The 25,289-nt window shown below is 62.6% G+C and carries 10 protein-coding genes; 5 read left to right on the forward strand and 5 right to left on the reverse strand.

All coding sequences use genetic code 11. From position 1 onward, the window contains the following. The first annotated feature begins 6 nt into the window (after positions 1 to 6). From DIE23_RS12555 to DIE23_RS12570, 4 genes are all read left to right on the forward strand, one after another. Positions 7 to 7,968, forward strand: coding sequence for a SpvB/TcaC N-terminal domain-containing protein (locus DIE23_RS12555; RefSeq protein ID WP_124612406.1), 7,962 nt, complete (start codon positions 7 to 9; stop codon positions 7,966 to 7,968). A 53-nt stretch (positions 7,969 to 8,021) separates the two neighbouring features. Then, complete coding sequence (locus DIE23_RS12560; protein WP_124612407.1) at positions 8,022 to 8,300, forward strand: hypothetical protein; 279 nt, start codon at positions 8,022 to 8,024, stop codon at positions 8,298 to 8,300. A gap of 204 nt (positions 8,301 to 8,504) precedes the next feature. After that, positions 8,505 to 18,926 (forward strand): neuraminidase-like domain-containing protein, encoded by a 10,422-nt coding sequence (locus DIE23_RS12565; RefSeq protein WP_124612408.1) that lies wholly within the window; start codon positions 8,505 to 8,507, stop codon positions 18,924 to 18,926. Then, positions 18,913 to 19,152 (forward strand): hypothetical protein, encoded by a 240-nt coding sequence (locus DIE23_RS12570; protein ID WP_124612409.1) that lies wholly within the window; start codon positions 18,913 to 18,915, stop codon positions 19,150 to 19,152. Before DIE23_RS12565 ends, DIE23_RS12570 begins: the two co-directional genes overlap by 14 nt. 200 nt (positions 19,153 to 19,352) lie before the next feature. Here DIE23_RS12570 and DIE23_RS12575 read toward each other — a convergent pair whose 3' ends face one another. From DIE23_RS12575 to DIE23_RS12595, 5 genes are all read right to left on the reverse strand, one after another. Next, positions 19,353 to 20,276 (reverse strand): LysR family transcriptional regulator, encoded by a 924-nt coding sequence (locus DIE23_RS12575; RefSeq protein ID WP_124612433.1) that lies wholly within the window; start codon positions 20,274 to 20,276, stop codon positions 19,353 to 19,355. Between the two features lie 123 nt (positions 20,277 to 20,399). Beyond that, a complete protein-coding gene (locus DIE23_RS12580) occupies positions 20,400 to 20,957 on the reverse strand; it encodes an ester cyclase (RefSeq protein WP_124612410.1) in 558 nt (185 codons plus the stop codon). A 202-nt stretch (positions 20,958 to 21,159) separates the two neighbouring features. Further along, the gene (locus tag DIE23_RS12585) at positions 21,160 to 22,200 is read right to left on the reverse strand and encodes a polysaccharide deacetylase family protein (protein WP_409364231.1); all 1,041 of its coding nucleotides are present in this window, start codon (positions 22,198 to 22,200) and stop codon (positions 21,160 to 21,162) included. Positions 22,201 to 22,429: 229 nt separating this feature from the next. After that, the gene (locus DIE23_RS12590) at positions 22,430 to 23,776 is read right to left on the reverse strand and encodes an MFS transporter (protein WP_260436044.1); all 1,347 of its coding nucleotides are present in this window, start codon (positions 23,774 to 23,776) and stop codon (positions 22,430 to 22,432) included. A gap of 24 nt (positions 23,777 to 23,800) precedes the next feature. Beyond that, entirely contained in the window at positions 23,801 to 24,193 is a 393-nt protein-coding gene (locus DIE23_RS12595; RefSeq protein WP_124612412.1) for a 5-carboxymethyl-2-hydroxymuconate Delta-isomerase, read from the reverse strand. 71 nt (positions 24,194 to 24,264) lie between these two features. Here DIE23_RS12595 and DIE23_RS12600 point away from each other — a divergent pair, with 71 nt between their 5' ends. Further along, positions 24,265 to 25,206 carry a LysR substrate-binding domain-containing protein gene (locus DIE23_RS12600; RefSeq protein WP_124612413.1) on the forward strand — a complete coding sequence of 314 codons (942 nt, stop codon included), beginning with the start codon at positions 24,265 to 24,267 and terminating at the stop codon, positions 25,204 to 25,206. Positions 25,207 to 25,289: the final 83 nt, after the last annotated feature.

Genomic DNA, 25,289 nt, shown 5'->3' on the forward strand with positions numbered 1-25,289 from the left:
GGGACCTTGGCCAATCTTCAGCGAGGACGTGAAGACGACGAGCATGCGGCGGCCCCCCCAACCGGTGTCAGCACGCCTGCACTGACGCTTCCCAAAGGCGGCGGTGCCATTCGCGGTATTGGCGAGAAATTCGCCGCCAATCCGGTGACCGGCACGGGATCGATGTCGGTGCCGATCGCCACCAGCCCAGGCCGTTCCGGTTTCGGGCCTCAACTCTCACTCTCTTACGACTCCGGCGCCGGGAATGGCCCGTTCGGCTTCGGCTGGAGCCTTTCCCTGCCGTCGGTCACGCGCAAGACCGACAAGGGATTACCGCAGTATTGCGACGCTGTCGATTCGGACGTTTTCATCGTTTCTGGCGCGGAAGACCTGGTGCCTGTCCTTGTGCAGGATGCCAGCGGCAAATGGGTGCGAGAAGCGCTTCCACCCAGAACGGTAAATGGCCGGATCTTCCGCATCCGTCGCTACCGACCGCGCATCGAGGGCCTGTTTGCGCACATCGAGCGATGGACGAACACGACCGACGCGACCGATGTGTTCTGGCGCTCCATCACTCATGACAACATCACCGCTTGGTACGGGAAGACGGCCGATAGCCGTATTGCGGATCCTGCGGACCCACGCCGCATCTTCAGTTGGCTGATCTGCCAAAGTCACGATGACAAGGGCAACGTCGTCGTCTACGGCTACAAGGCGGAGGACTCGGCAAAAGTTTTCGAGGATTCGGCCGGGACCAACCTGCCCAAGGCCCACGAACGTAACCGCACGCATCAGTCCCGTTCAGCGCAGCGTTATCTGAAGCGCATTCGTTACGGCAATCGCTCGCCCTACTTTCCGGAATTGAAGGCCGACGCGGCCTGGCCGGAACCTCCGGATGCCGGCGTGCCTGACGGCAGCGATGCGTGGCACTTCGAGGTTGTCTTCGACTACGGCGAACACGACGCCAATGCGCCGGCCCCTCACGATGCAGAGCATTGGCCCTCACGACCGGATCCGTTCTCGTCCTGCCGCGCAGGGTTTGAGGTTCGTACCTATCGGCTCTGCCAGCGCGTCCTGATGTTCCACCATTTTCCAGGCGAAGTCGGCGTCGAGCGGAATTGCCTCGTGCGCTCGACCGACTTCACTTACTCGGACGAAGTCAACCCCACCGATGCCCTCAATCCCGTCTACACGTTTCTGGAAGCCGTCGCGCAGACCGGCTACCGCCGCGACAATGGCAGCTACGACAGTCGCAGCCTGCCGCCGGTACAGTTCGAATACAGCAAGCCCACCGTGCAGGAGACCGTCGAGGAAGTCGATCCGTCGAGTCTCGAAAATCTCCCCATTGGCGTAAGCGGCAACGCTTACCGATGGACTGATCTGCACGGCGAAGGTATTCCCGGCATCCTCACCGAGCAGGCCGATGCCTGGTTTTACAAGCGCAACCTGAGCCCGCTGACCAGCACGGCAGCGTTCGCGCCGCTCGAAAACGTCGTGCTCAAGCCCAATGTGGCCCTGAGCAGCGGGGCGGACTTCATGGACCTCGCGGGCGACGGTCAGCCCGACGTCGTTATCACGGACGGTCCCGTCCCCGGCTTGTACGAGCATGACGACGCAGAGGGCTGGCAGCCCTTCCGCCCGTTCACCTCGCGCCTGAACCTCGACCTGCGCGACCCGAACCTCAAGTTCGTCGATCTGGACGGCGATGGCCGCGCCGACGTGCTCATCACCGAGGACGACGCCTTCGTCTGGCATGCGTCACTCGCCGACGACGGCTTCGGCCCCGCCCGCCGCGTCGCACAGGAACTGGACGAGGAAAGAGGCCCGCGCATCGTCTTCTCCGACGGCACCCAGTCCATCTACCTGGCCGACCTCTCCGGCGACGGCCTTACCGACATCTGCCGCATTCGCAACGGCGAAGCCTGCTACTGGCCCAACCTGGGCTATGGCCGTTTCGGCGCCAAGGTCACGATGGACAACGCGCCCTGGTTCGACAACCCGGACCAGTTCGACCACGCGCGTATCCACCTGGCCGACATCGACGGCAGCGGTACCACCGACATCATCTATCTCCACCGCGACGGCGTGCGCCTGTACTTCAACCAGTCCGGCAACGGCTGGAGCCAGCCGCACACGCTGAAGGTGTTTCCACGCATCGATGACCTCGCAAGCATCGTCCCGACCGACCTGCTCGGCAACGGCACCGCCAGCCTGGTCTGGTCCTCCCCGTTGCCGGGCGATGCGCGACGGCCGATGCGCTATGTCAACCTGATGGGTGGCCTCAAGGCCCATTTGCTGGTCAGGACCGTCAACAACCTTGGCACGGAAACGCGCGTCGCTTACGCCCCCTCGACCAAGTTCTACCTGCAGGACAAGCGCGACGGCAAACCGTGGATCACCCGGCTGCCCTTCCCGGTGCACGTGGTCGAGCGCGTGGAAACCTACGACCACATCAGCCGTAACCACTTCGCCACTCGCTACGCCTACCACCATGGCTATTTCGACGGCGAGGAGCGCGAGTTCCGCGGCTTCGGCATGGTGGAGCAATGGGACACGGAACAGTTCGCGGCCGTCGCCGACGGCAGCGTCCTGGCGGATAATGTCGCCGCTGCATCGCATGTGCCGCCCGTGCACACCAAGACCTGGTTCCATACTGGCGTCTACCTCGGTCGGGAACGCCGCTCGCGCCACTTCGAAAGCGAATATTTCCGTGAGCCCGGACTGACCGTCGAAGCCGCGCGGCCGCTCTTGCTCGATGACTCCACTGTCCCAGTGGACCTGACGCCGGACGAAGAGCGCGAGGCTTGCCGTGCCCTCAAAGGCTCCATGCTGCGCCAGGAGGTCTATGCCGACGACGCGGATCACCCAGGCGCGACGCCGCAACAGATCCGGCGCGCCCGCACGCCCTATACCGTCACCGAGCAGAACTTCACCATCCGCGCCCTGCAGAAACGCGGCTTGAACCTCCACGCGGTCTTTTTCAGCCATGTGAACGAGGCGCTGAGTTATCACTACGAGCGCAATCCAGCAGATCCGCGCATCCAGCACGCGCTGACCCTGGAAGTCGATGACTTCGGCAACGTACTCAAGCAGGCCGCAATCGGCTACGGGCGCCGGATCTCGCCGCCGTGGACGCAATGGGATCGCGACCGCCAGACAACGGCGCTGCTCACCTACACGGAGAACCGCGTCACCAACGCCATCGGATCGTCCGATGCCCATCGCAATCCGCTGACCTGCGAGGCGATTACTTTCGAGCTGACGGGCTACACGGCCACCGGCGCGGCCGGTCGCTACCGGGCCTCCGATTTCGTCGAGCCCGATCCCGCCGCTCCCGGCCGCCTGCGTCACAAGTTCACCGCCCCGGAAGTCGGTTACGAGGCCACTGCCGCCGGGCGCCAGCGCCGTCGCCCCATCGAAGCGCGACGCACGCTTTATCGGCGCGACGACCTCGGCGGCCTCCTGCCGCTTGGTGAGCTGCAACCGCGCGCTTTGCCCGGCGAAAGCTACAAGCTTGCCGTCACTGACGGCTTGCTCGACCAGGTCTTCCAGCGCCCACGCCAGGGGCAGGCCGACGAGCCTCTGCTTCCAGATCCCGAGGCGGTGCTGGGTGGCCAGGCCGGCAACCGGGGCGGCTACCTGCGAAGCCGGATTCTCAAGGCGGATGGCCGCTTCCCGTCGAGCGATGCGGATGATCACTGGTGGGTGCCGTCGGGGCAAGCCTTCTACAGCGCGAATCCCGCCGACAGCGCCTCTACCGAACTGGCGCAGGCCCGGGACCACTTCTTCTTGTCGCGCCGCTACCGCGACCCGTTCGGCCAGCACGCCTTCGTCGACTTCGACGCCCACGACCTGCTGATGACGGAGACCCGCGATGCCCTTGGCAACCGCGTGACCGTCCACGCCAACGACTATCGCGTCCTGCAGCCGTGTCTGGTCAGCGACCCGAACGGGAACCGGACCGACGTCGCGTTCGATACGCTGGGCATGGTGGTGGGCACCGCGGTCATGGGCAAACCGGCGCCCGCGCCGGTGGAAGGCGACACGCTCGCCGGCTTCGTTGCAAACCTCACGCAAGCTCAGCTCGACGGCTTCTTCGATGCGGACGATCCGCATGCCGCCGCCGTGGGGCTGCTGAAAGATGCGACCACGCGCATCGTCTACGACCTGGACCGCTTTCGCCGTACTCGCCAGGCCAACCCCAACAATCCGGATAAGTGGCAGCCGGCCTGCGCCGCCACGCTCGCCCGCGAAACGCATGTCAGCGCACCGCTGCCGCCGCAGGGCCTGAAGATCCAGCTCAGCTTTTCGTACTCCGACGGTTTCGGTCGCGAGATCCAGAAGAAGATCCAGGCCGAACCCGGTCCGGTGCCCCGGCGTGACGCTACCGGCAGGATCGTCATCGGCGCGGATGGTCAGCCCGTGACGACACCGAATGACGTGAGCCCGCGCTGGGCCGGCAGTGGCTGGACGGTTTTCAACAACAAGGGCAAGCCGGTTCGCCAGTTCGAGCCCTTCTTCACCGACACCCACCGCTTCGAGTTCGCGGTCAGCATCGGCGTCAGCCCGGTGCTGTTCTACGACCCGGCCGAGCGCGTCGTCGCCACGCTGCACCCGAACCACACCTATGAGAAGGTGGTGTTCGACCCGTGGCAGCAGACCACCTACGACGTCAACGACACGTGCGCGCCGCGCAACGTGCAGACCGGCGACCCGCGCACCGACGCTGACATTGGTGGCTACGTCGCCGAATACTTCAGGACCCAACCGGCCACCTGGCAGACCTGGCGCGCGCAGCGAATTGGCGGTGCCATGGGCGTGGACGAACGCAACGCCGCCTTGCGCGCCGAAGCGCATGCCGACACACCTGCCACCGCCCATTTCGATGTCCTGGGTCGCCCCTTCCTGACCGTGGCGCGCAACCGCGTCGTTTGCCCCGGCCACGACCTCGATGGCAGCGAAGAAAGTTTCGCCACCCGCATCGAGCTCGACATCGAAGGCAACCGGCGCGCCGTGCGCGATGCCATCCAGCAGGCCGGCGACGCGCTCGGCCGCATCGTCATGCGCTACGCCTACGACATGCTGGGCAACCGCATCCACCAGCTCAGCATGGAGGCCGGTGCACGCTGGATGCTCAACGACGTGGCCGGCAAACCCATCCGCGCCTGGGACAGCCGCGGCCATGGCTTCACCACCCGCTACGACGCGCTGCGCCGCCCGACAGAGCAAACCGTGCGCGGCACGACCAGCGAGTCCGACCCGCGCACGCTCAACCTCGACATCCTGGTCGAGAAGATCGAGTACGGCGAGACACTGCCGAACGCCGAAGTGCTCAACCTGCGCACCCGCATCTATCGGCACTCCGATTCCTCGGGAGTGGCAATCAACGCGCGGCTCGATGTCAATGGCAACCCGATCAAGGCTTTCGACTTCAAGGGCAACCTGCTGCGCAGCACGCGGCAATTGGTCAGCGATTACATCGCCATCCCCGACTGGCGGCTGAATCCCAAGCTGGACGACGAATGCTTCGAGGGCAGCACCCGCTACGACGCACTCGACCGCCCGGTCCAGTCCGTCCCGCCGCACAGCAGCCTGGGACGCGGCCAGTTCAACGTCATCCAGCCGGTGTTCAACGAGGCCAATCTGCTGGAACGGGTGGACGTGTGGCTGGAGCGCGCGGCAGAACCCGTCGAACTGCTGGACACCGCCAGCGAAGCCCCGTCGCCGGTCGGCGTCGCCAACATCGACTACGACGCCAAAGGCCAGCGCCTGCGCATCGACTACAAGAACGGCACCAGCACTTTCTATGGCTACGACCCGCTCACCTTCCGACTTGATCAACTGCTGACCAAGCGCAAGGCGGCGGACTTCCCCGGCGACGATCCGCGGCCGCCCGTTGCCGGCTGGCCGGGCAAGCAGGTGCAGAAGCTGCACTACACCTACGACCCGGCCGGCAACATCACCCATATCCAGGACGACGCGCAGCAGACGATTTACTTCAGGAACAAGCGCGTCGAGCCGAGCAACGACTACGTCTATGACGCCCTATACCGGCTGATCCAGGCCACGGGCCGCGAGCACCTGGGCCGGGGCGGCACCCCCATCGCCCATTCGCACAATGACGCCGGGCGCGTGGGCCTGGCAAGTGCCGACGCGGCCGGGCGCTTCGCCCCCAACGACGGCAACGCCATGGGTACGTACATCGAGCGCTACGTGTACGACGCCGTCGGCAACTTCCTGCAGATGCAGCACCGCGGCGGTGGTCCGGCAAATGCGGGCTGGACGCGCGCCTACGACTACCTTGATCCAAGCCTGATCGAAGACGGTAACGGTGGTGCCCTGCTCAAGGCCGGCAACCGCCTGACCCGCACGACGCTGAACCCGGCAGGCAACACGCCGCAGCCGGAAAGTTATATGCACGATGCCCACGGCAACATGCTGCGCATGCCGCACCTGGGCGGCGGCCTGCCTGGGCCGAATATGCACTGGGACTACAAGGACCAGTTGCGGCAGGCCAATCTGGGCGGTGGCGGCACGGCCTACTACGTGCATGACGCCTCAGGCCAGCGCGTGCGCAAGGTGTGGGAGAAGGCGCCGGGTCTCACCGAAGAGCGCATCTACCTCGGCGGCTTCGAGATCTTCCGCAGGCACGGCGGTGCCATCGGTACCAACACCGCCGCGCTGGAGCGCACGACGCTGCACGTGATGGACGACAAGCAGCGCATTGCCTTGGTGGAGACGCGCACGCTCGACACGGCGGGCGACGACCAGGCGCCACGACAACTCACCCGCTACCAGTTCGGCAATCACCTTGGGTCGAGTTACGTGGAACTGGACGAGCAGGCGCAGATCATCTCTTACGAGGAATACGCGCCCTACGGCAGCTCGACTTATCAGGCGGTGCGCAACCAGACGGAGACGGCGAAGCGGTATCGGTATACGGGGAAGGAGCGGGATGAGGAGAGCGGGTTGTATTACCACGGGGCGAGGTACTACGCGCCGTGGCTCGGGCGATGGACGGCCTGCGATCCGGCAGGCGAGGAGGAAGGTCTCAACCTCTACCTATATTGCTTCGATAATCCGACGGGCTTCGTCGATCCTGACGGCCAGAGCGGCAAAAAACTCGCCATCGTCATCCACAATGAATCCAAGCCGGCGGGAAAGGAACTCGCCAAACCCAAGGAGCCCGTAAAACCTCAAAAGGCGAAGATCAAAGATCCCGGAAAGAATGCTTCAGATAAAGAAAAGGCGAAATACGAAAAAGATAAGAGTAAAGCCGAGAAAGAATTCTCGGAAGGGATGAAAACGTATGAAGCAGCGAAAAAGAAATACGATTCCGATTTGAAAGAATACAAAGCAAACGAGAAGGCGTGGAGTGCTTATCATAAGTCGCAAAATGAGTTTTTGGCGTCTGAGAAGGCGCTGAAAGCCGAAGGCTATGATGTCGTGAAAGTCGATTCCGGCAAAGCGTTACTCGAGGCACTCCAGAACGCTGGGACGATCAAGGAACTCGTGATCCTGCACCATGGCACTCCCTGGGGACCTGGCGGTGAAGGACCTGGCAGCGGCCTATACACCGACAAGCCGCCCCCCGGTGCCACGTTCGACGCCAAGCGTGGGGCCAAACTATCGGACCTGGAAAAAATGATCAACGACAAGAAGATCGTGTTCGATGAGGCCGCGACGATTGTCTTGGCAGGGTGCAGAACCGCGGGCGGCAAAGAAGGTACGCATGTCGGTCAGTCCACATGGACCGGACCGATCGAGGATACCTTCGCTTATCGGCTCGCAAAAATTACGGGCCTCGAAGTCTACGGCAGCGAAGGTGTCTCATCATACGGCACCGACCAGCGAAAATCGACGCCGTGGCGCCATAGCGACATTGCCTGGCATCGATTCACGCAACAGGGAAACTCGATCAAAACGGAAAGTTTGAAAGGAAAATACTTGAATGTCGTGAAGCGAAAAACGAGCGCGAAGCCGGATTGAATCGCTCACTATTTCTCGCATCCTGATTTATACCGATTTGCGAACGGAAATGTATGAAACCAGTTCCTCACGAATGCTTCATCGACCCGACGGACGACTTCTCCGTCCTGCTGCCGGGCGCGCTGCTTGCCTGGCTGATGATGGGCAGGATGGGCCCAGTCGTGCTGGGGCATCGCCATGCCAAACTCGATGGCGTGCGGGCTTGGGCCGCCCTCCTGTTCGCGAGCCACTTCTTCGGCCATCGGGTCTTTCTGCTCGGGTCCTGCGACCGGGCGCCGCACTCGATGCTTAAGGCGCAGTTGGCCACCACCGGTAACCGGATAACGCCATGATCGATACGCGACGAAGACTGTGGCCATTCGGCCCTCGCGCCTCGGCGCTCGTATCGAGACTGGCGCTGCTGAATCAACTTCTGAAACCCCTCCTGATGCGGCGCCGGGAAGGTTAACGCACGTGAGCCGCTACTGCTGAGCAACGTCGACTTCGACGAAACAAAACTCCGGGCGACAGCTCGATTTGTGCCGAGGAGATAGACCATGCCGCAAATACTCGTGATCCGGCTCCACCCGGACACACCCATCGGTGGCACGCGTTTCAGCGATTTTCTGACCGGCCTGAAAATCTCGGCCTTCGATCTGAGCGTCGGCGATCCCAAAGTGGGCCAGCATATCGGTGATGCCGCATTCGTGGCGCCGGCCGCGCCCCCGATCCCCGACCCAGGCACGACCATCGTCCAGCATTACACGCCGCCGATTCCACCGCTGCCTCTCACGATTTACGCCGAATCCGAAGCAACGGCGGTGATCCCGATCACGCTGCCCGCCGGATACAAGGAATACGTGACACTCGACGTCCGGCTCGAAATCAGCCGAGGTGGCACGAAGATCGCGAGCAGGCTCGTCTACTATGACGTCAACGTCGTGACCGTCGGCGCGTTGCCTGCGCCGACAACGTATCCTGCCATCCCGGCCAGCGAGGTCGGGATCTATCTGCCCCTCCCTCGCCCGCTGTCGCCCGGTCTCGCCCAAATCGATTTGAGCCAGGGGCAGGCACCCGATTTCGAATCGCTCAAGACCGCCGTGCAAACGGTGTTGGCTGCGGATCAGGGGCCAGTGCCCGCAATCACCGATATCACGCCCGCCCAGGCGACGCATATCGCCAATGAAATCATCTGGGGCCCGCAAGATCCGCTACCGGCGGCACCTGCAAGTGGTACGACCGGATTCGACGATCTAGGCGCGTTATATACAAATCCCCCGAACGACGGCACGATCGGCAACCAGCTCGAACAGAACCGGCAGCAGTTCGAAGGCAACTTGAACAGCTATTACGCAACGCATAACGCCAACGTCGATCGGCTGGCTCGATACACGTTTGCACTCGGTTGCGCGATGGCCTGTGAAAAGATGAGCATCGACGCCGAGATGGCGTTGATGGTCTTTCCGGTCAACCCCGGCGTACCGAGCCCAACCACATTGATCAGCAGCGCCGATGTCGTGCTGGTCCAAAGCGGCGGCGGTACCCTTACGCCCGCATTCAAAGTGCCGGCCGAGTATTTCTATGCGCTCGGCGTCATGCTGCCCATGCAGATGTCGGCGAAGCAGCGATATCAACTCGCATGCCGCGACAACGAGGAACGTACGCTGCCTGCGCTGACGTCGGCAGTCGATGCCGGCACGATCAGCGATTCGCTTGCCGTCAATCCGGCACAGGCGGCTCGGCGGATTGCGGCACTCGTGCCCGGCGTGCAATACGACGCGACCGCGCCGCACTGCGAAGTCGACGCCACGCTCACGCCGCTCATCAATGATTGGCTTGCGTATCCGTCCGCAGCCAACTGGCGAGACTATCACCCTGGCGACGATACCGTCGGGTTCTGGACACCGGAAATCGCCGCGCAGCCGAATGCCTATCTCTCGCTCGACCTCGCGGCTGTGACGAACGACCACCAGCCGTTGATCGCCGCGATTCGTGCCATTCCGGTGACGAGCGTGAGCCAACTGTCGCTGATGTCGGTCACGGATTGGAATAATCTGTTTGGCATGCCGCCCAACATCGTGCTGCTGCCGCCCTTCACTGCGCCGGGAACGGCTAAAGCGCGCGTGGCGGCGTTCATTCGCCACGTCCAGAAATTCTTCGCGGTCGGTTTCGGGATCGCGACAATGCCGTCCGCCGCCGCGCCCGCCGCACCGGTGCTCGATTCGCCCACGATCGACGTCATCGCCGACTGGGTCAGCGCTTATCAGGCGCTGGTGGGCGGCACCTTTTCCTTCGGCGCGGGCGCACTCGTGGATGCCGACGTGACCGCTGCCGCGCAAACGGCGTTGCCCGGCGACCCATCGGCGCAGGCGTGGCTCGTTCAGCGCGTCACGGTGTTGAACGCTTTGTGTCAACTGGCCGGCGTTGCATCGAATGTGATGCCGCCCGTGCCGAGTGTGGCGTTTTCCATCGCCGAAGCGTTGTATGCGCGCGGCTTCACCAGCGCGATGGACATCAACCGGCTGGACCAAACGGATTTTGCCGATGCGATGCGCGGGACCGTCGCGTTCGATCAGTCCAATGCAATCTGGATCGCGGCAGGCGGTGTCAATCCTCCCGCGCCGCCGCCACCCGGCCCATTCCAGCCGGTGAACCCCGGCGGACTGGAGAACTGCGTGCCGCCGTGCTACCTGTCGCCCACGGGCACGGTCGAGTATTTGCATGAACTGCTGCGGCTTTCGGAGAATTCGACCTGCGCGACGCCCGCTGCGACGCCCGATCCAGGCAGGCCGACGCTCGAAGAGGCAATTGCCGCCCGCCGCAGTGACCCAGGCTTGCTGGACGTGAGCGCGGCAAACGCAATGACGCCGCTACCGCTCGTCGACATCGTCATCGAGCAACTCGAAAACCTTGTTGCGCCACCGGCTTCCGGCAGCGTTTACAACACGGCCGAACATCACCTGAACGATCATAAGCTGTGCTCCGCCGACGAGTGTGCCGACGTGATCGAGAATACGGACAATTGCCACCCGCCAGCCAGCTTGTTTCGCGCGTTGCCCGAGTTCAATTCGCCGGCTACGCCGGTTGCAAACCAAGCGGCGTATGACGCGCTGAAAACCGATTTTTCGTCACCTGCGCTGCCGTACTCGCAGCCTCTCGATGTCAACCGCGCGTACCTCGATGCGCTTTCATCGTGCCGTTTTGCGGCAATGCGCGGCTTCAGGAAGGAGATCACCGAATTCGCGCTCGACCCGACAGTCGTTGCGCCGACGTTTCAAAGCCATTTATGGCGATACCCGGTAAATATCGATATCGGCATCGAGTATCTCGGCATCAATCCCGAAGAGTATGAGCTTCTGTTCACCCAAGACATTGCGCTTGTACCGACGCCAGGCCAACTGGTGCTATACGAGCTGTACGGCTTCCCCGTAGCGAACCCCGGGGGCTCTAATTGGGTCGACATCGTACTGCGGTTGCCTGAATTTCTGAAGCGTACGGGCCTCACCTATTGCGAACTCGTCGAGCTGCAAAAGTCGAACTGCTTCCGGTTCGCCGTTGTGCAGCAACAAGGGCCGCGCAATACCAACGCGTTTGCCGGCACGGATGCGACGAGCGCGGGCGATACGTCAGGAGGGCTACCAGATTGCGAGCCTTGCTGCCCCGAGCATTACCGGATCGTTTTCCAGGACCCCAAGAATCCTCTCGATGCGCTGAGGTTTCTCGCGGTATACCTGCGACTGTGGCGCAAGCTTGGAGCCGTATGCGGAGCGCGCTACACGTTCACTCAGCTTTGCGATATCTGCGAGGTGCTTCAGCTTTTCATCGGCGGCAGCATCAACCCTGATTTCATCCGTCAACTGATATCGTTCCAGATTCTGCGCGACCAGTTCGGCTTGCGTCTGACCGATGGCACGGCAACGAAAGGTGCACATGGCGCGGACAGGACGCATCTGCTCGCGCTATGGAAGGCGCCTCCCCCGGCAGCGAAGTGGAATTGGGCCATGCGCCAGCTTGTCGATCGAGTCATGCGCCATGCCCAGACACGCATCGATCATTGCCCGAAACGGCCGCCCCATTTTATCAAGCTACTGGTCGAAAACCTCGATCCGCTGTCGGAACTGGCCGGATTCTCGACGACCGCCGCGAAGGACACCTGGCATGCCGCCCCGACCCATACACTGCGGTTTGCCGAAGTTCTCGCGAAAATCACCGCCTCGCATTTCGGCATCGGCGAACTGCTGTACTTGTTTTCGGTAGAGCCGCATCTTGATGGCGACGATCCGTTCCCGCTGCAGGATGCCAACGAATCGCTCGACTATCCTTTCGATCTGTCCGAGGAAGAGCCACGACAGAACCACGAGCGTAACGAAGAGCGTGCGCAGGGCCACAGTCTGGATGCGCTGCGCAAGAAGCTTCTGGCAGTCGCCGTCGACGAGAGCGAGATTCACGACTGGACATGGCACCGCGTCGAAAGCGCGTTGAAGATGGAGTTCGGTTATGTCGTGCCGCCGGGCGGCACCGATTACTTGACGTCGCTCGGCAAGCACTTCTTTCCCCACACGCTCGAGCGTGCCGGCATTGCCGTCGGGGCGACGAATCGGCAATACCGCACGCCGTTGACGACGACGTCTCCCGATATGTGGAATACGCCGGCGGAAGGTCCATTCAGATTCGACGCGGCGACCAACGAGCTCTATACGCAGCTTCCGCTGACCGATCACGCCGTGATCGAAAAACTCGTGCACGTCCGTGACCTGACGCCGGACGAGCAACACGCGGTGCAGAACCTGTATGCGATGCCGCGCGTCGACCTCGCGCCGTTTGCGATGTTGTTCCCCGACTTCGCGGCGGCGGAAAGACATTTGATTGCCGAGCACGACGAAGAAAGACGCTGGCACTGGTTTCGCGAGCGGTTTGCGCTGATGGTCAAGCGCTGCCATGTGATTGCCGCGCATTTGGTCGGCCATGTTGGTGCTGTCGCGAGCGCTTCGCCATGCGGCTGCACTGACGCGCCGTCGCCGCACGAGACGCAAACGGCATGGCTGATTCTGCGGCACCTCTTCGGCGACGAGAATCGCGGTTTGACTTCGTGGGAAAACGATTCGGGCGCAATTCCCGACGTCATGTGGAAGCCGTTGCCGTCTGGCGGAGCGTTTGCGGCGCTGCTGGGACTCGTCGGCACAGGATTGATGGGCGAGTTTCACACCAAAGGCGGTGAGCTCGTCTGGCGCGAGCTCCGTGCGAACATACGGGCGTTCGATTCGGAGAAGAACGAAAGGAACACGCCATTGCCGACGATTCTGCCGGCTCTCGATTTGAGCCTTTCTCCCGAGCAACTGAAGCTCTTCGGCGTGCGTAACGGTTTCGCGATTCAGAACCGCCGCGGCACCGAGCTTGGCGGTGCTGCCGGCTTTCATATCAAGTGGCATGGCGTTCTGATGGTCGACGAGGAAGGACGCTACCAGTTCGAAGCTGACGTACCGCGCGGGAACGCGGGCAAGGAGACGGGCGAAGACGAGCGTGAATGCATTCCAGAACGCCGCTGGCGAGTCACCTTGAGCCGCGGGCAGAAGACGTGGGCGGTGCTGTCACATCATTGGAAAGACGAACCCGCCGAAAGCAATTCGTCACTGCATTTGAAGTCGGGCGCATACAACATCGAAGTCGAATTTTCCCAGAACGAACCGCAGTTTTCGGGCGAAGACGATGTGCATCCGTTGCATACCGGGTTCGAAGTCAAGTATTCGGGCGCCGATACGCATGGGCAACTCGTGGTGCTGCCGCTCGACAAGCTGTTTTGCGCGAGCAAGGACGAGCAGCTCATCGGCAAAATGAGCTTTCCGAAAGACAGCAGCGTTGCCGAGTACTTGTACCTGAGATACACGAGCACGCTGCGCGACATACGTCGTACTTACCAACGCGCGTTCAAGGCGCTGCTGTTCGCGCATCGTTTCGCGCTCACGGGCCGTCCAACGAAGCCGTTCGGGCAGTCCGAGCTAGGCTATATGTTCGCGCATGCGGACTTGTTCGCGGGCGTCAGCTATTACCGCAATCCGGGTTCTGTCAGGCACGCCGCCAATTTCGACATGAACCTGCTGCCGCTCCTCGACTACTATCATCCACCGGCAGCGAGCCAGGATCAACGCACCCTTCCGAGCATCCAGCGCAAGCAGGCGCTGTTCGATTGGTGGGAGCGGATGTTTGATTACTCGCGAATGTGTTGGACCGCGGACGAAAGGGCAGACGAGAGCGGAAAGAAGACGTGGGCGCGTGCAAGACCCGTCTGGCTGTTGTTCGAGGAAGCGGCTGAGAAGCAGCCCGACAACCCCGCTCAACTGCTGCGCCATCTCGACGTCGACCTGGATCACGCACCCTGCGTGCTGTCGTATTTCTCGACGCAGACGACACCCGTCTACAAGATCGTCAGCAACGACCTGACGGACGATCGATGGGCTGTCAGGGTCTGGCATGCCAACCACTGGATCGACGAACTTATCGAACGTTGCCCGCCGAATGACATTCGTCTCGCGCGGCCGGACTTATGGGCATCGGACGACCCTGGCGCTCTGGTGCCCGGCGAAGCGCAAACCGGCAATGTCAATTTGGTGCGCCTTGTCGAAAACGCGATGATCGAGCCCGACGAACCCGATCTGCGCCGCTACGACGATCTGCGAAAGATCAACGATTGCCTGCGCGAGCATGCCCGAGCGCATTTGCTCGCGTATTTGTGCGGAATGAATCGGGTGCCGCTGCCGTGGGGTGGTTACGCGAAGTCACCTGAAGCGTTGAGCGCCCTACTCCTCATTGACGTCGAAGCCGGCTTCTGCGAAAAGGCCAGCCGTATCGAAGAAGGTATCACGGCGGTGCAGACGTTCGTGCAGCGCGCACGGCTGGGGTTGGAGGACTGGGCGATCGGACCGTCGTTCCTGAGTCTGTGGAAGGACCTTTTTGCCAGCTATAAGGTCTGGGAGCATTGCCGCTGCCGAACGCTCTATCGAGAGAATTGGATCGCGTGGGACGAGCTGAGAAAAGCGCGCAGAATCGAAGCGTTCCAGTTTCTCGAAGATCAATTGCGCCGCTCGACGCTGACGTTGGCCGCGCCCGGCGGCCTCGAATACTGGGCGGCGTCGCTGCCGCCATCGCATCCGGCGGTCGAGCTGCTGCAACAGTGCACGCCTTCCGCACTGCGCTTGCTGACGCCGCCGAGGGAAGGGCTCGGCGTGCTGGGGACACCCGAGCGTGATGCCCGGCCCTCGTGGCTCGCGCCTGACTCTGGTGCGCCTCAAGGGACACCCCAAGGCCCGAACAATCCACCATCGCCCACCATCGCTCGCGTCGCGGACACGAGTGCCGCGGGCGTTGTCGTCGCGACGTCGGCCTCGAGCGCATCACCGGCAGCCGCGTCCGACAAGCTGCCGTTCTGGATCGAGGCGGCCATCCGTCTTGGCGTGCGCTTCATCCGCGTTGCCGCGGGTGGCGTGCCGCCTGCCGCGGCGGCGTTCGTTCCGAGCGACTTTCATTCCGAACCGGGTTGCTGCACCGAATGTGGCTGCGTGCATCCGCCACTCGTCGACGAATACTATTTCTGGCTCGTGCCGGCGCAGACATTCGAGGCGCCGTTCCAAGACGAGTATTACGACCCATCGGAACAAATCTCCCATTACTGGCACGACCCGCAGCAGATCCCGACGCTTCTCGACTGGAAACCGGAATCGGCCGTGCGGCTTGCGTGGTGCCGAGTGCATAACGGCGAATTCAAGCAGCCGCGTCATTCCAGTGAACTGGTCAAGCTGTCTACCGGCGCGACGCCTGACCTGACCTACGTCGGGAGGCTGGACGACTCGCTGACTTTCGCTGTAACCGGAGGCATTGCGCCCACGCCCCTCGGTTACAACGGCACGGACGCCGCGGGCTTCCGCTATGACATGGCCGTGGACAAGTGCGTGGCGCTGCCGCTCGTGCAGGATCCGACGCCCGTCGCGAGTCCCTACCCCGCGGGGTTGCCGGCCTATCCCTATTTTGTTTTCGTCGAGCCCGGCGAGCGGCTTTTCATCGAATCGATGTTCAGTCCCTCGATTGCAATTGCCGATGTGCTGCGCTGCCATTGTCATTTCGAACCGGCACTGAAGTGGTACGAGCTCGTGCGTAATCCGCTGCAATCCGACAATATGTGGGTGCATTGCGGCACGGACAGCCGGCTGGGCGGCGGCACCCTCGGAACGGTGGACGTGGCCGAGCAACCGGCCGACGTTGCGGTGGCGGAGCAGCCGCCGGCGACGCATTTGCCCTCGACCGACAGCGTGGATGTGCCCGGCCGTGGACGTGCGCCACTCGACATGTGCTGCGACAGCACGAAGATCTCGGCACAGACGGCGCGCGATCGTGCGATCGTGCTCGCTTATGCGGAAACGCTCGTCGAATGGGCGCGCGCGCTGCTGCGGAAGAATTCGCGTGAGTCGGCGCAAGAGGCCAGGCTGATTCTCGACACCGCTTCGGCCATTCTCGGCCCCTGTCCACCGACCGTGCGCAATCCGTCACGGCCAAACACGGGGACCGTGGCGACGTTCGTGCCATTGAACCCGCCGCTCAATCCGCGGCTGATGCAGTTGTATTGCCATGTGCGGGACGGCCTTTCGCTCGTGCATCGTTGCCTGAGCGACAAGCGGCTGCGCAACCCGGATGTGGCGGGTATGTGCGGTTCGCCGTACTGGGGACAGGATCCGTGCTGCTGCGATCCGGCTCCCCACCGGCCGTGCGACGAACCCGTTTGTTGCGAGGACGGCGCCTGGTGTCACCCGCTCACGCAGTATCGCTTCGTCGTGTTGATGCAGAAAGCGCGAGAATGCGTGGGTCGTCTGCGCGAAATGGGCACGGCACTCCTGGGCGCATTCGAACGCGGCGACGGCGAGTATTTAGCGCAGATGCACGCGCGGCACGAGACGGAGCTGGCCGATATGACGGTCGATGTCCGGCAGCAGCAATGGCGCGAGGCGGACTGGCAGGTGCAGGCGCTGCGCAAGGGCAAGGAAGTGCAGGAGACGAACCGCCGGTACACCAAGCACCTGATCGATGTCGGCTTGATCAATGGGGAGCTCGACTATCAGGACAATATGAACAACGAGATCGGGCTGCGCGGCACGGCAACCGAGATCGAGGCCGTGGCGGAGGCAATGGAGCTGATTCCAGACCTATTCGTCGGCTTCCCATGCGAAGAAACCTGGCTTCCGCTCGGCACCAAGCTCGCCGGCATGTTCAAGACGATCGCTCGCATTACAAACGAGATCGGCGAGATCGCCGGCCTCAATGCGCAACTCGATCTGACGCAAGCAGGCTGGCAGCGCAGGCTTGACGAGTGGGTGCATCAGGTCGAGGTCCTCGATCTGGAAATCGAACAGATGGAAATCCAGATCCTCGCCGCGGAGAGAAAGGCCCACGAAACCTTGCTCGAATTAAATCTGCACCAGCAGTCGCTCGAGCAATCGCGCGAAAGGCTGAACCTCTTGCGCGACAAGTTTACGAGTCACGAGCTATGGCTATACCTGCAGAAGGAAGGCATGGCCATGTACTGGCAAATGTACGAGCTGGCGCAGCATGTCGTGCGGCAGGCACAGCGGGCGTTCAATTTCGAGCTCGGTTTTACCGACCGCAATTACCTGCCGTGCGAAAGCTGGAACGGCCTGCACGAAGGCTTGCTCGCGGGAGACAAACTGCAACTCGCGCTCGACCGGATGGAAAAGGAATATCTGCAATGCCATCAGCGCGAGTACGAGCTCACCAAGCACGTGTCGCTCGCGTTGCATTTTCCATTGCAGTTCTTGCAACTCAGGTTGACCGGCTACTGCGAAATCGAAATACCCGAGTGGATGTTCGACATGGACTATCCGGGGCAGTATATGCGGCGCCTCAAAAGTGTCAGCGTGACGATACCGTGCGTAACCGGACCCTATGCGGGCGTGCATTGCAAGCTGACGCTCCTGCATAGCTGGACGCGTATCGACCCGTGTCTACCCTGCCCCGTGACGCATTGCTGCAATGACAAGCCGAAGGGCGCCTGCGGTTGCCGTCATCCCTTGCACGAGCATTACGAGGCGAAATGCTGTGATCCACGTGGCGCGAAGCTGTATGGTGCGCGCGAGGCGATCGCGACGTCGAGTGGCCGCAACGATGCGGGGTTGTTCGAATTGAATTTCCATGACGATCGGCATTTGCCATTCGAATATGCCGGCGCCGTCAGCTGTTGGCGCATCGAACTGCCGCAAGAAAGCAACTACTTCGATCTCGATACGGTAGCCGACACGATACTGCACCTGAACTATACGTCACGCGAGGGCGGCACCGCATTGCGCGATGCGGCTCGCGCGGCCATGCGGGAGAGGCTGCCCGGCAATGGATGGATCTATCTCGACGTGCATCGCGACTTTCCCGATGCGTGGGAGCAGCTGCGTCGCTCGCGCAGCGCGATGCAGGGCGGCGTGCGGAGGAGCAGAGTTGATGAGGCGCATCCGGGCGGCGTCATGACGCTGCCCATCTCGAGGAGGCTGTTTCCGTATTTGCCAGGCGATCCGTCGATCAAGGTCACCAAGGTCGCCTTGCTCTTCGACAGCAGTCATTGCTGCGAGCAGGCATGTCCGTGCATCAACGAGTGCCCCTGCGCGCATGAGGTGAAGCGCGGCAGCCACCTCGTCGAAGTGACCGTCGACCACCCAGACAGCGAATGTTCGCCGGACGAGCTCGAAATCGAATGCAAGAGCAGCGTCGATTGGCCGGGGCTGTATCACGGCAGCGGAGAGATTCGTATCGCTCCGCTGGACAACTGCAATCCGGGCCATACGATGACGTTAAACTTTGCCGATCGCATTTGCGGGCCGGAGCGGGTTTTCGTGCTGTGCCGTTACGAAGTCATCGAACGTTGTTGCGAGACCGTGCGGCCGAGTTCGTCTTTCGACGTTCATGAGGGAGGCTGCCATGACTGCGCGTAAGCCGACTGCGCAAATCCGGGAGGGGAAGGTGGAGCACCCGGCCCACGACTCCGCCGAAACGGACCGCCAGAAGAAAGGGAAGTACCAATTTGTCACGGGCGCGACGTTGGTGGCGCTTGAGGACCGGGTCAATCAGCTGATTGACGAACATCCGGATTTGACGCTGAAGCAAGTATTGTTTGCGCAGGGAACCGGGTTCGTGGCCGTGCTCGAGCGGCCGGCGTGAGACCCGAGCCGTGCCGCTCCTGTACTCCGCAATCGGTCGAAAAAACCGAGCGTCCGGTCGGCCTGCGAGCTGTCGCCTTACCCATTCGCGCAGGCTCCGAGGCGCAACCATGAGGATCGCCGACAGGCTGTCGCCTCGCTGACCGGCCGCAATGATTTCTGCGGATACAGGCCGAATCGACAGCCGGCGATCGCGGAAAACTATCGCAGAAACGGCGCCAATGCCTCGGACGCTTCGGAGAACCGCTGCTCGAGGAAGTCGAGCAATGTGCGCACGCGCGGGGCCATATAAAGCGTGCGTTGAAAGAGCGCGTTCACGGGCACGTCCGGGCAGCGCCACTCCGGCAGCAGCAGCTTGAGCCGTCCGGCCTGCAGATCGGCGCCGATGTCCCAGATCGACTTCATGGCCACGCCGCGGCCCTCCATCGCCCATTCGCGGGCAAGCGAACCATCGTTGGTCTGCCGTGAACTGTCGAGCGGCGCGGTGAACGACGCGGTCTCCCCATCGCGCGCGAAACGCCAGTTGTTCGCCGCGCCGGCCGCCGAGGAAAGCACGATGAATCGATGCTCACGCAGATCGTCGGGATGGTTCGGCATGCCGTGCTCGGCGATGTACTCGGGCGACGCGCATAGCGCGCGGCGATTGTCGGCCAGGCGCTTGGCGACCATCGAGCTGTCCGCCGGCACGCCGAAGCGGATCGCGAGATCGATATCGTCCTGCAGCAAGTGCGACAGCGAATCGGAAAGCACGAGCGTCAGCGTGACGTTCGGATGGCGTTCGTTGAATGCGTCGAGCCATCGACGCAGCACCGTGCGCCCGAAATCGGAGGTGGCCGATACGCGCAACGCCCCGCTCACCGATGCCCGTCCGGCCTGCAACGCCGCGCGCCCATCTTCCAGCGTTTGCAGCGCATGCTGGCAGTGTACGAGATACATACGGCCTTCGTCCGTGAGGCGCAGCTTGCGGGTCGAACGCTCGAACAGCTGAGTATGGAGTTCTCCCTCCAGCTTCACGAGCCGGGCGCTCGCCGCGGCGGGGGATAGTCCGAGCTTTCTGCCGGCAGCCGACAGACTGCCTTGGCTTGCTGCTTCAACGAAAAGGCGAATGTCACCGAGATTGTCCATGGTCGCGTCACGCGAAAAAAATGTTGGGGTGTGCCGCGCGATGCCCCGCGCGGCCCCGGGGATGGTAACGCGATGCGGACAGGCGCAGGAAAGGCCGACCGGCAGCATCGGCCCCCGGTCCGCCTACTTGGCGACCACGCCGAGCTGTTGCAGGAACGTCAGGTTGTCTTCGAGATGCCAGTTGTCGGTGATCTTGCCGTCGCGAATGCGATAGATATCCGTGGCGATGAAGTCGACCGCCTGCCCCTTCCCCTGCACGCCGTTGAACGTGCCAGTGAAGTGACCGGTGAAGCGCAGATGGGTGACGACGCGGTCGCCGGCGACGATCATCTGTTCGACCTCGGCGTGGACGTCCGGCACGGCACGATGGAAGCCCTTCGATGCCGCCAGCGGCCCCGCGATGCCCTGCGGCCGGCCGGCGGGCAACGTGCGGTCCGTGAAGTCGGCCGCCAGCGCTTCGCGGGCCTGGGCCTCGTCGCCCGTGCTCCAGAAGGTATCGTAAAGGCGTGCCGCGCGGATCTGTTGCTCGGCCTGTTGCTTCGAGAGATTCCTGTCGACGATCAGCGTTTTCGGCTGCACGAGATTGTCGTCGGTTGCCGCAACGGCAGGCAACGCGGCAGCGGCGGTGGCGGCGACCAGCGCGATGCGGAAAACGGCGGAAAGGACGGTGCGGGTTTTCATGTCAGGCTCCTTGAAAGTGTGCGCGATGGACGGACTGAATCCGGAAGTGATGCAACTTGGGACGTCCAGGCTGGAAGACGTGCGGCGCGATTCGCGTGTGCTGCCTCGCGTCGATCGAGCCGGGACGCGAAAGCGGTCACCGCAATGGCCAGCAACGTCACGGCGGCTGCCACGAGCGGCAGCGTGTCGAGTGCCTGCCTGCCTAGATCGTCTCGCTTTCGCGGACCGTAATCGGGCTTTGCAGCACGAACCGTGCAATGTCGTCCTTGCGCATGAACGCAACGCCGGGATGGCTCTTCGCATAGCGCAGGAACGCATCCCATGCGCGCGTCATCTGCGGCGTTCCGCTGATACGATCGTGCGCGCTGATCGACATCATGCGTCGACGCGTTCCCGCTTCCTCGTACAGCTGATCGAAGTCGAACTTGATCTGTTCGAGGAATTTGTCCGGCGAGTAATTCCGGCCCTCCACCAGCAGGATGTCGTTATTGCGCAGCGTATACGGAACCACGACGAAATCCTTGCCGTTGACCTTTTCGATGAACGGCTCGTCGCGGCTCGTGTCATCGATGTGATACACGTAGCCCAGCTCCTGCAGCAGCGACAGCGTGTTCGGACCGCGTCGCAGCCAGTTCGCGTTATAGCCGATAGGACGCTGGCCCGTCACCGCCTCGACCATCGATCGCGCCTGGATCAGAAATTCACGTTCCTGCGGCCGCGACATCGCATACTGCGAATTCCAGGTCGGCCCGTGGCCCGACGCTTCATGGCCGCGCGCCACGATTTCGCGCGCAACCTGCGGATGCCGCTTCGCCGCCTCGCCGATCATGTGAGTCGTGACCTTCACGTCATGCCGATCCCACAGATCCAGCATTCGGGGAATCCCCTCGCGATACCCATATGCAAACCACGCTTCGGCGGCAAGATCGGCGGGCACGCTCGCCGGAAAATCGACTTTCGGGAACGGATTGTCGGCGCCCTTCGGCGGCTGTCCGCCCGCCTCGAACTGCATCGAGATCGAAATGACCAGCCGCGCACCGTTCGGCCAGAATTCACCCTGCATGGGCGCGGCCGCCGGGTTCGATCGGGGGCTGCCCGTTTGCGCATCGGCCGGTGCGGATTGGAGCATCGCACCGACGGCGAAAGCGCCTGCGCCGATTCCGGCCCTGGTCAGGAAGGAACGGCGCGTCGGGTGATCGGGCGCCTGCTCGACCGGATCACGATCGGCATGATCGACTTGAATTGCCATGGACAATCTCCTCATGACGCGCAAGCGCGTCTCTCGCACCGCAACGCGATGCATGATGACGAATGAACGGGTATTGAATGTCACGCAGATTCGTGCGCGTACAACGAATTTTCGGCAAGCCGCTCCATTCTGAAAATGGGCCTTGAAATGAATAGACTTTCAAACCTGACCAAATAATTCGTATGCCGTCGAGATACGACAGGCCGTCTCGGTCGACCGCCCTTCAATGCGTCGATGCCCGTCGGTAAATGACGGTGAGCACCATCGCCGCCGAAGCGCTCAGCGCCAGCAGCAAGGTCGGCGCCATCGCATCGTGATGGCGGTCCTTCAACCATCCGAACACGATCGGCCCCGCGAAACCCGCCAGGTTTCCGAAGCAATTGATCGTCGCGATCCCCGCCGCCGCGGCCGCGCCGGTCAATCGCATGGTCGGCAGGTGCCAGAACAGCGGCAACGCCGTCAGCGTGCCCGCGGCCGCCAGCGAGAGCCCCGCGATGACGGCCGGCAGAATGCCGCTGAACGACGCGCTCACGATGAAACCGACCGACGCCATACCCGCGCCGCCTGCAACATAGGCCGCCCAGTTGCCCCCGCGGTCCGCGCGGCGGGCGCCGAAATTCATCGCCAGCACCGCAATCAAATAAGGAATCGCACTGCACAGGCCGATCCACGACAGTTTCGTCAGCCCCGTGTCCTGGACGAGCGTCGGGAGCCAAAAGCCGATCCCGTACAGACCGACGAGAAGCAGGAAATAGATCGTCGTCAGCAACGCCATCTCCGAGGCCGACAACCGGGATGCGCGCCGCGTATCCGCGCCATGACTTGCGTCGACATCGAGGCCTCGCAATACCGCGTTGGCCTCTTCCGCCGACAGCCAGCGCGCGTCCGTCGGCCGGCTCGGCAGCAGATAGCGCACGGCGAGCCCCACGCCGACCGTCGGCAGGCCTTCGATCACGAACGTCCATTGCCATCCGGACAGCGCCCCGAAGCCGTCGAGATGCGTCATGATCCAGCCCGACAAGGTATTGCCGACAATGCCTGCGACCGCCGTCGCGCTCATGAACAACGTCGTCATCCGGCCGCGCCGGTGAGCAGGAAACCAGTAGGTCAGGTACAGCACGATGCCGGGGAAAAATCCGGCCTCCGCGACGCCGAGCAGAAACCGCTGCAGATAGAACGTGCCGGGAGAATGTACCCACGCGGCAGCCGCCGAAACGATGCCCCAGGTCACCATGATGCGGGCGATCCACAAGCGCGCGCCCACACGATGCAGCAGAAGGTTGCTCGGCACTTCGAACAGAAAGTAGCCGACGAAGAATATGCCGGCACCGAGACCGTAGACGGTGTCGCTCAATCCAAGCTCGCCCGCCATCTGCAGTTTCGCAGCCCCGACGTTGACCCGGTCGAGATACGCGAGAACCTGTGCAACCAGAAGCAATGGCATCAGCTTCCAACCGATGCGCCGATAAAGCGCGTCGAGATTCCTCGGCAACCTGTCGGCCGGAATTGTCTTTCGTTCGTCGGGGGTATCGCACCCGGTGCTGCGCGTGATGTCCATTTCAGTCTCCATGAATTCTTGTCGACGCGGGCCGCGTCATGCAGACGCGCCGGTCTCGGTGTGGGTCCCGTCACGAACCGTCTTGATATAAGGCGAACCGCTGAAATCGCAGACGAGCACGCAGCACTGCCAGCCGAACGCCGGTTCGACACGCTCGACGACATCTCGCACGACGTCGTGAATCAGTCTCCCCATGTCGTGCAGTACCGGCTCGGTCCTGGGCTTCGTCAGCAATAGCCTGACGACGATGAATTCGTTTGTCGGGTCATCTCCGGACAGGAACTGATCGGCCGTATAGGCGCGGCTCTTCAATTCGGCGAGCAACGCGTGCCCTTGCGCCGCGAGCCGTTCGTGCAACGTACCCATCAATGACCGGAAATCGACCAGGCGCGCAATGAGGGGCGTGGATTCGATGATCAGATGCGGCATCTCTTCACCTCCGTTGAAAGAATGCATCGACGGGAGATTAGGATTTGGTCCGCCTGATGTAAATTAATGTCTTGCAGATTGATTCATCAGGATTTGTTATGCATTCAGCGATCGATCTTCGCCTGCTGCGCAGCTTCATTGCGGTCGCACGCGCGGGCAGCGTGACGCGAGCGGCGGCTCGGCTGCACCTCACTCAACCCGCCCTGTCTCAACACCTGCGCGAGCTGGCGGACCTGCTCGACGTGACGTTGTTCGATCGGGTGGGCCGCGGCATCCTGCTGACACAAGCCGGTGCGGATCTGTTCGCGGAAGTCGAGCCCATCCTGTCGAAACTCGACGTGACGCTGGCCAATGTCCGAAACCGCTCGCGCGAAGTTCATGGCGCATTGCGCATCGGTGCGATCGACACGTACGCACGATCGCTCGTCATGCCGACGATATCGGCACTGCTCGCACGACATCCGCAGTTATACGTGTCCGTTCACGAACTTCCGGCTGCGGCGATCGACCAGGGGTTGGTCGAAAATGAACTGGACATCGGCGTATCGTTCTCCCATCTGTCGAATCCGGACGTCGAGCAGAGAACGTTGTTCACCGAACGGCTGGCGCTGGTTCATCGATCCGCCGGTCGCAAGATCCGGAAGACCGTCAGCCTGCGGGAAGTGGCGACCCATCCGCTCGCGCTGCTGAATCGGGCGTTTGCCATGCGCGGACAGATCGACGCCGCATGTGCCGGCGCAAACATTGCGCTGAACGTGCGGGTCGAGGCGGCCAATGTCGACTCGCTGATACGGCTCGTCGAGAGCGCCGATTACGCGACGATCGCGAGTCCACTGGCGATACCGCCGCGCTCGAGGATCGTGACGGCGACGATCGTGGACGATCGCCTGTCGCGCATCGCCGCGTTGCGCTGGCGTCGCGGCAAGACTTTTACGCCCGCCATGGAACGTTTTGAAGAAGCGATGTCGAAAACGATCCGGTCGTCCGGTCTCGACATCGCCGTACGGACGTGAGCGACTCGCACAGGAATTCCGCACAAGACATGAACGGGCGGCACCGGCAGGCGGCGGTGAGGTCAGCGGCGCGCCCGTGCGCT

The organism is Burkholderia sp. Bp9143 (assembly GCF_003853645.1).
Lineage (GTDB): Bacteria > Pseudomonadota > Gammaproteobacteria > Burkholderiales > Burkholderiaceae > Burkholderia.

Coding starts and splice junctions, on each gene's coding strand:
- DIE23_RS12560 (WP_124612407.1), top strand. CDS start 8,022: ATGAAACCAGTTCCTCACGAATGCTTCATCGACCCGACGGACGACTTC.
- DIE23_RS12565 (WP_124612408.1), top strand. CDS start 8,505: ATGCCGCAAATACTCGTGATCCGGCTCCACCCGGACACACCCATCGGT.
- DIE23_RS12570 (WP_124612409.1), top strand. CDS start 18,913: ATGACTGCGCGTAAGCCGACTGCGCAAATCCGGGAGGGGAAGGTGGAG.
- DIE23_RS12575 (WP_124612433.1), bottom strand. CDS start 20,276: ATGGACAATCTCGGTGACATTCGCCTTTTCGTTGAAGCAGCAAGCCAA.
- DIE23_RS12580 (WP_124612410.1), bottom strand. CDS start 20,957: ATGAAAACCCGCACCGTCCTTTCCGCCGTTTTCCGCATCGCGCTGGTC.
- DIE23_RS12590 (WP_260436044.1), bottom strand. CDS start 23,776: ATGGAGACTGAAATGGACATCACGCGCAGCACCGGGTGCGATACCCCC.
- DIE23_RS12595 (WP_124612412.1), bottom strand. CDS start 24,193: ATGCCGCATCTGATCATCGAATCCACGCCCCTCATTGCGCGCCTGGTC.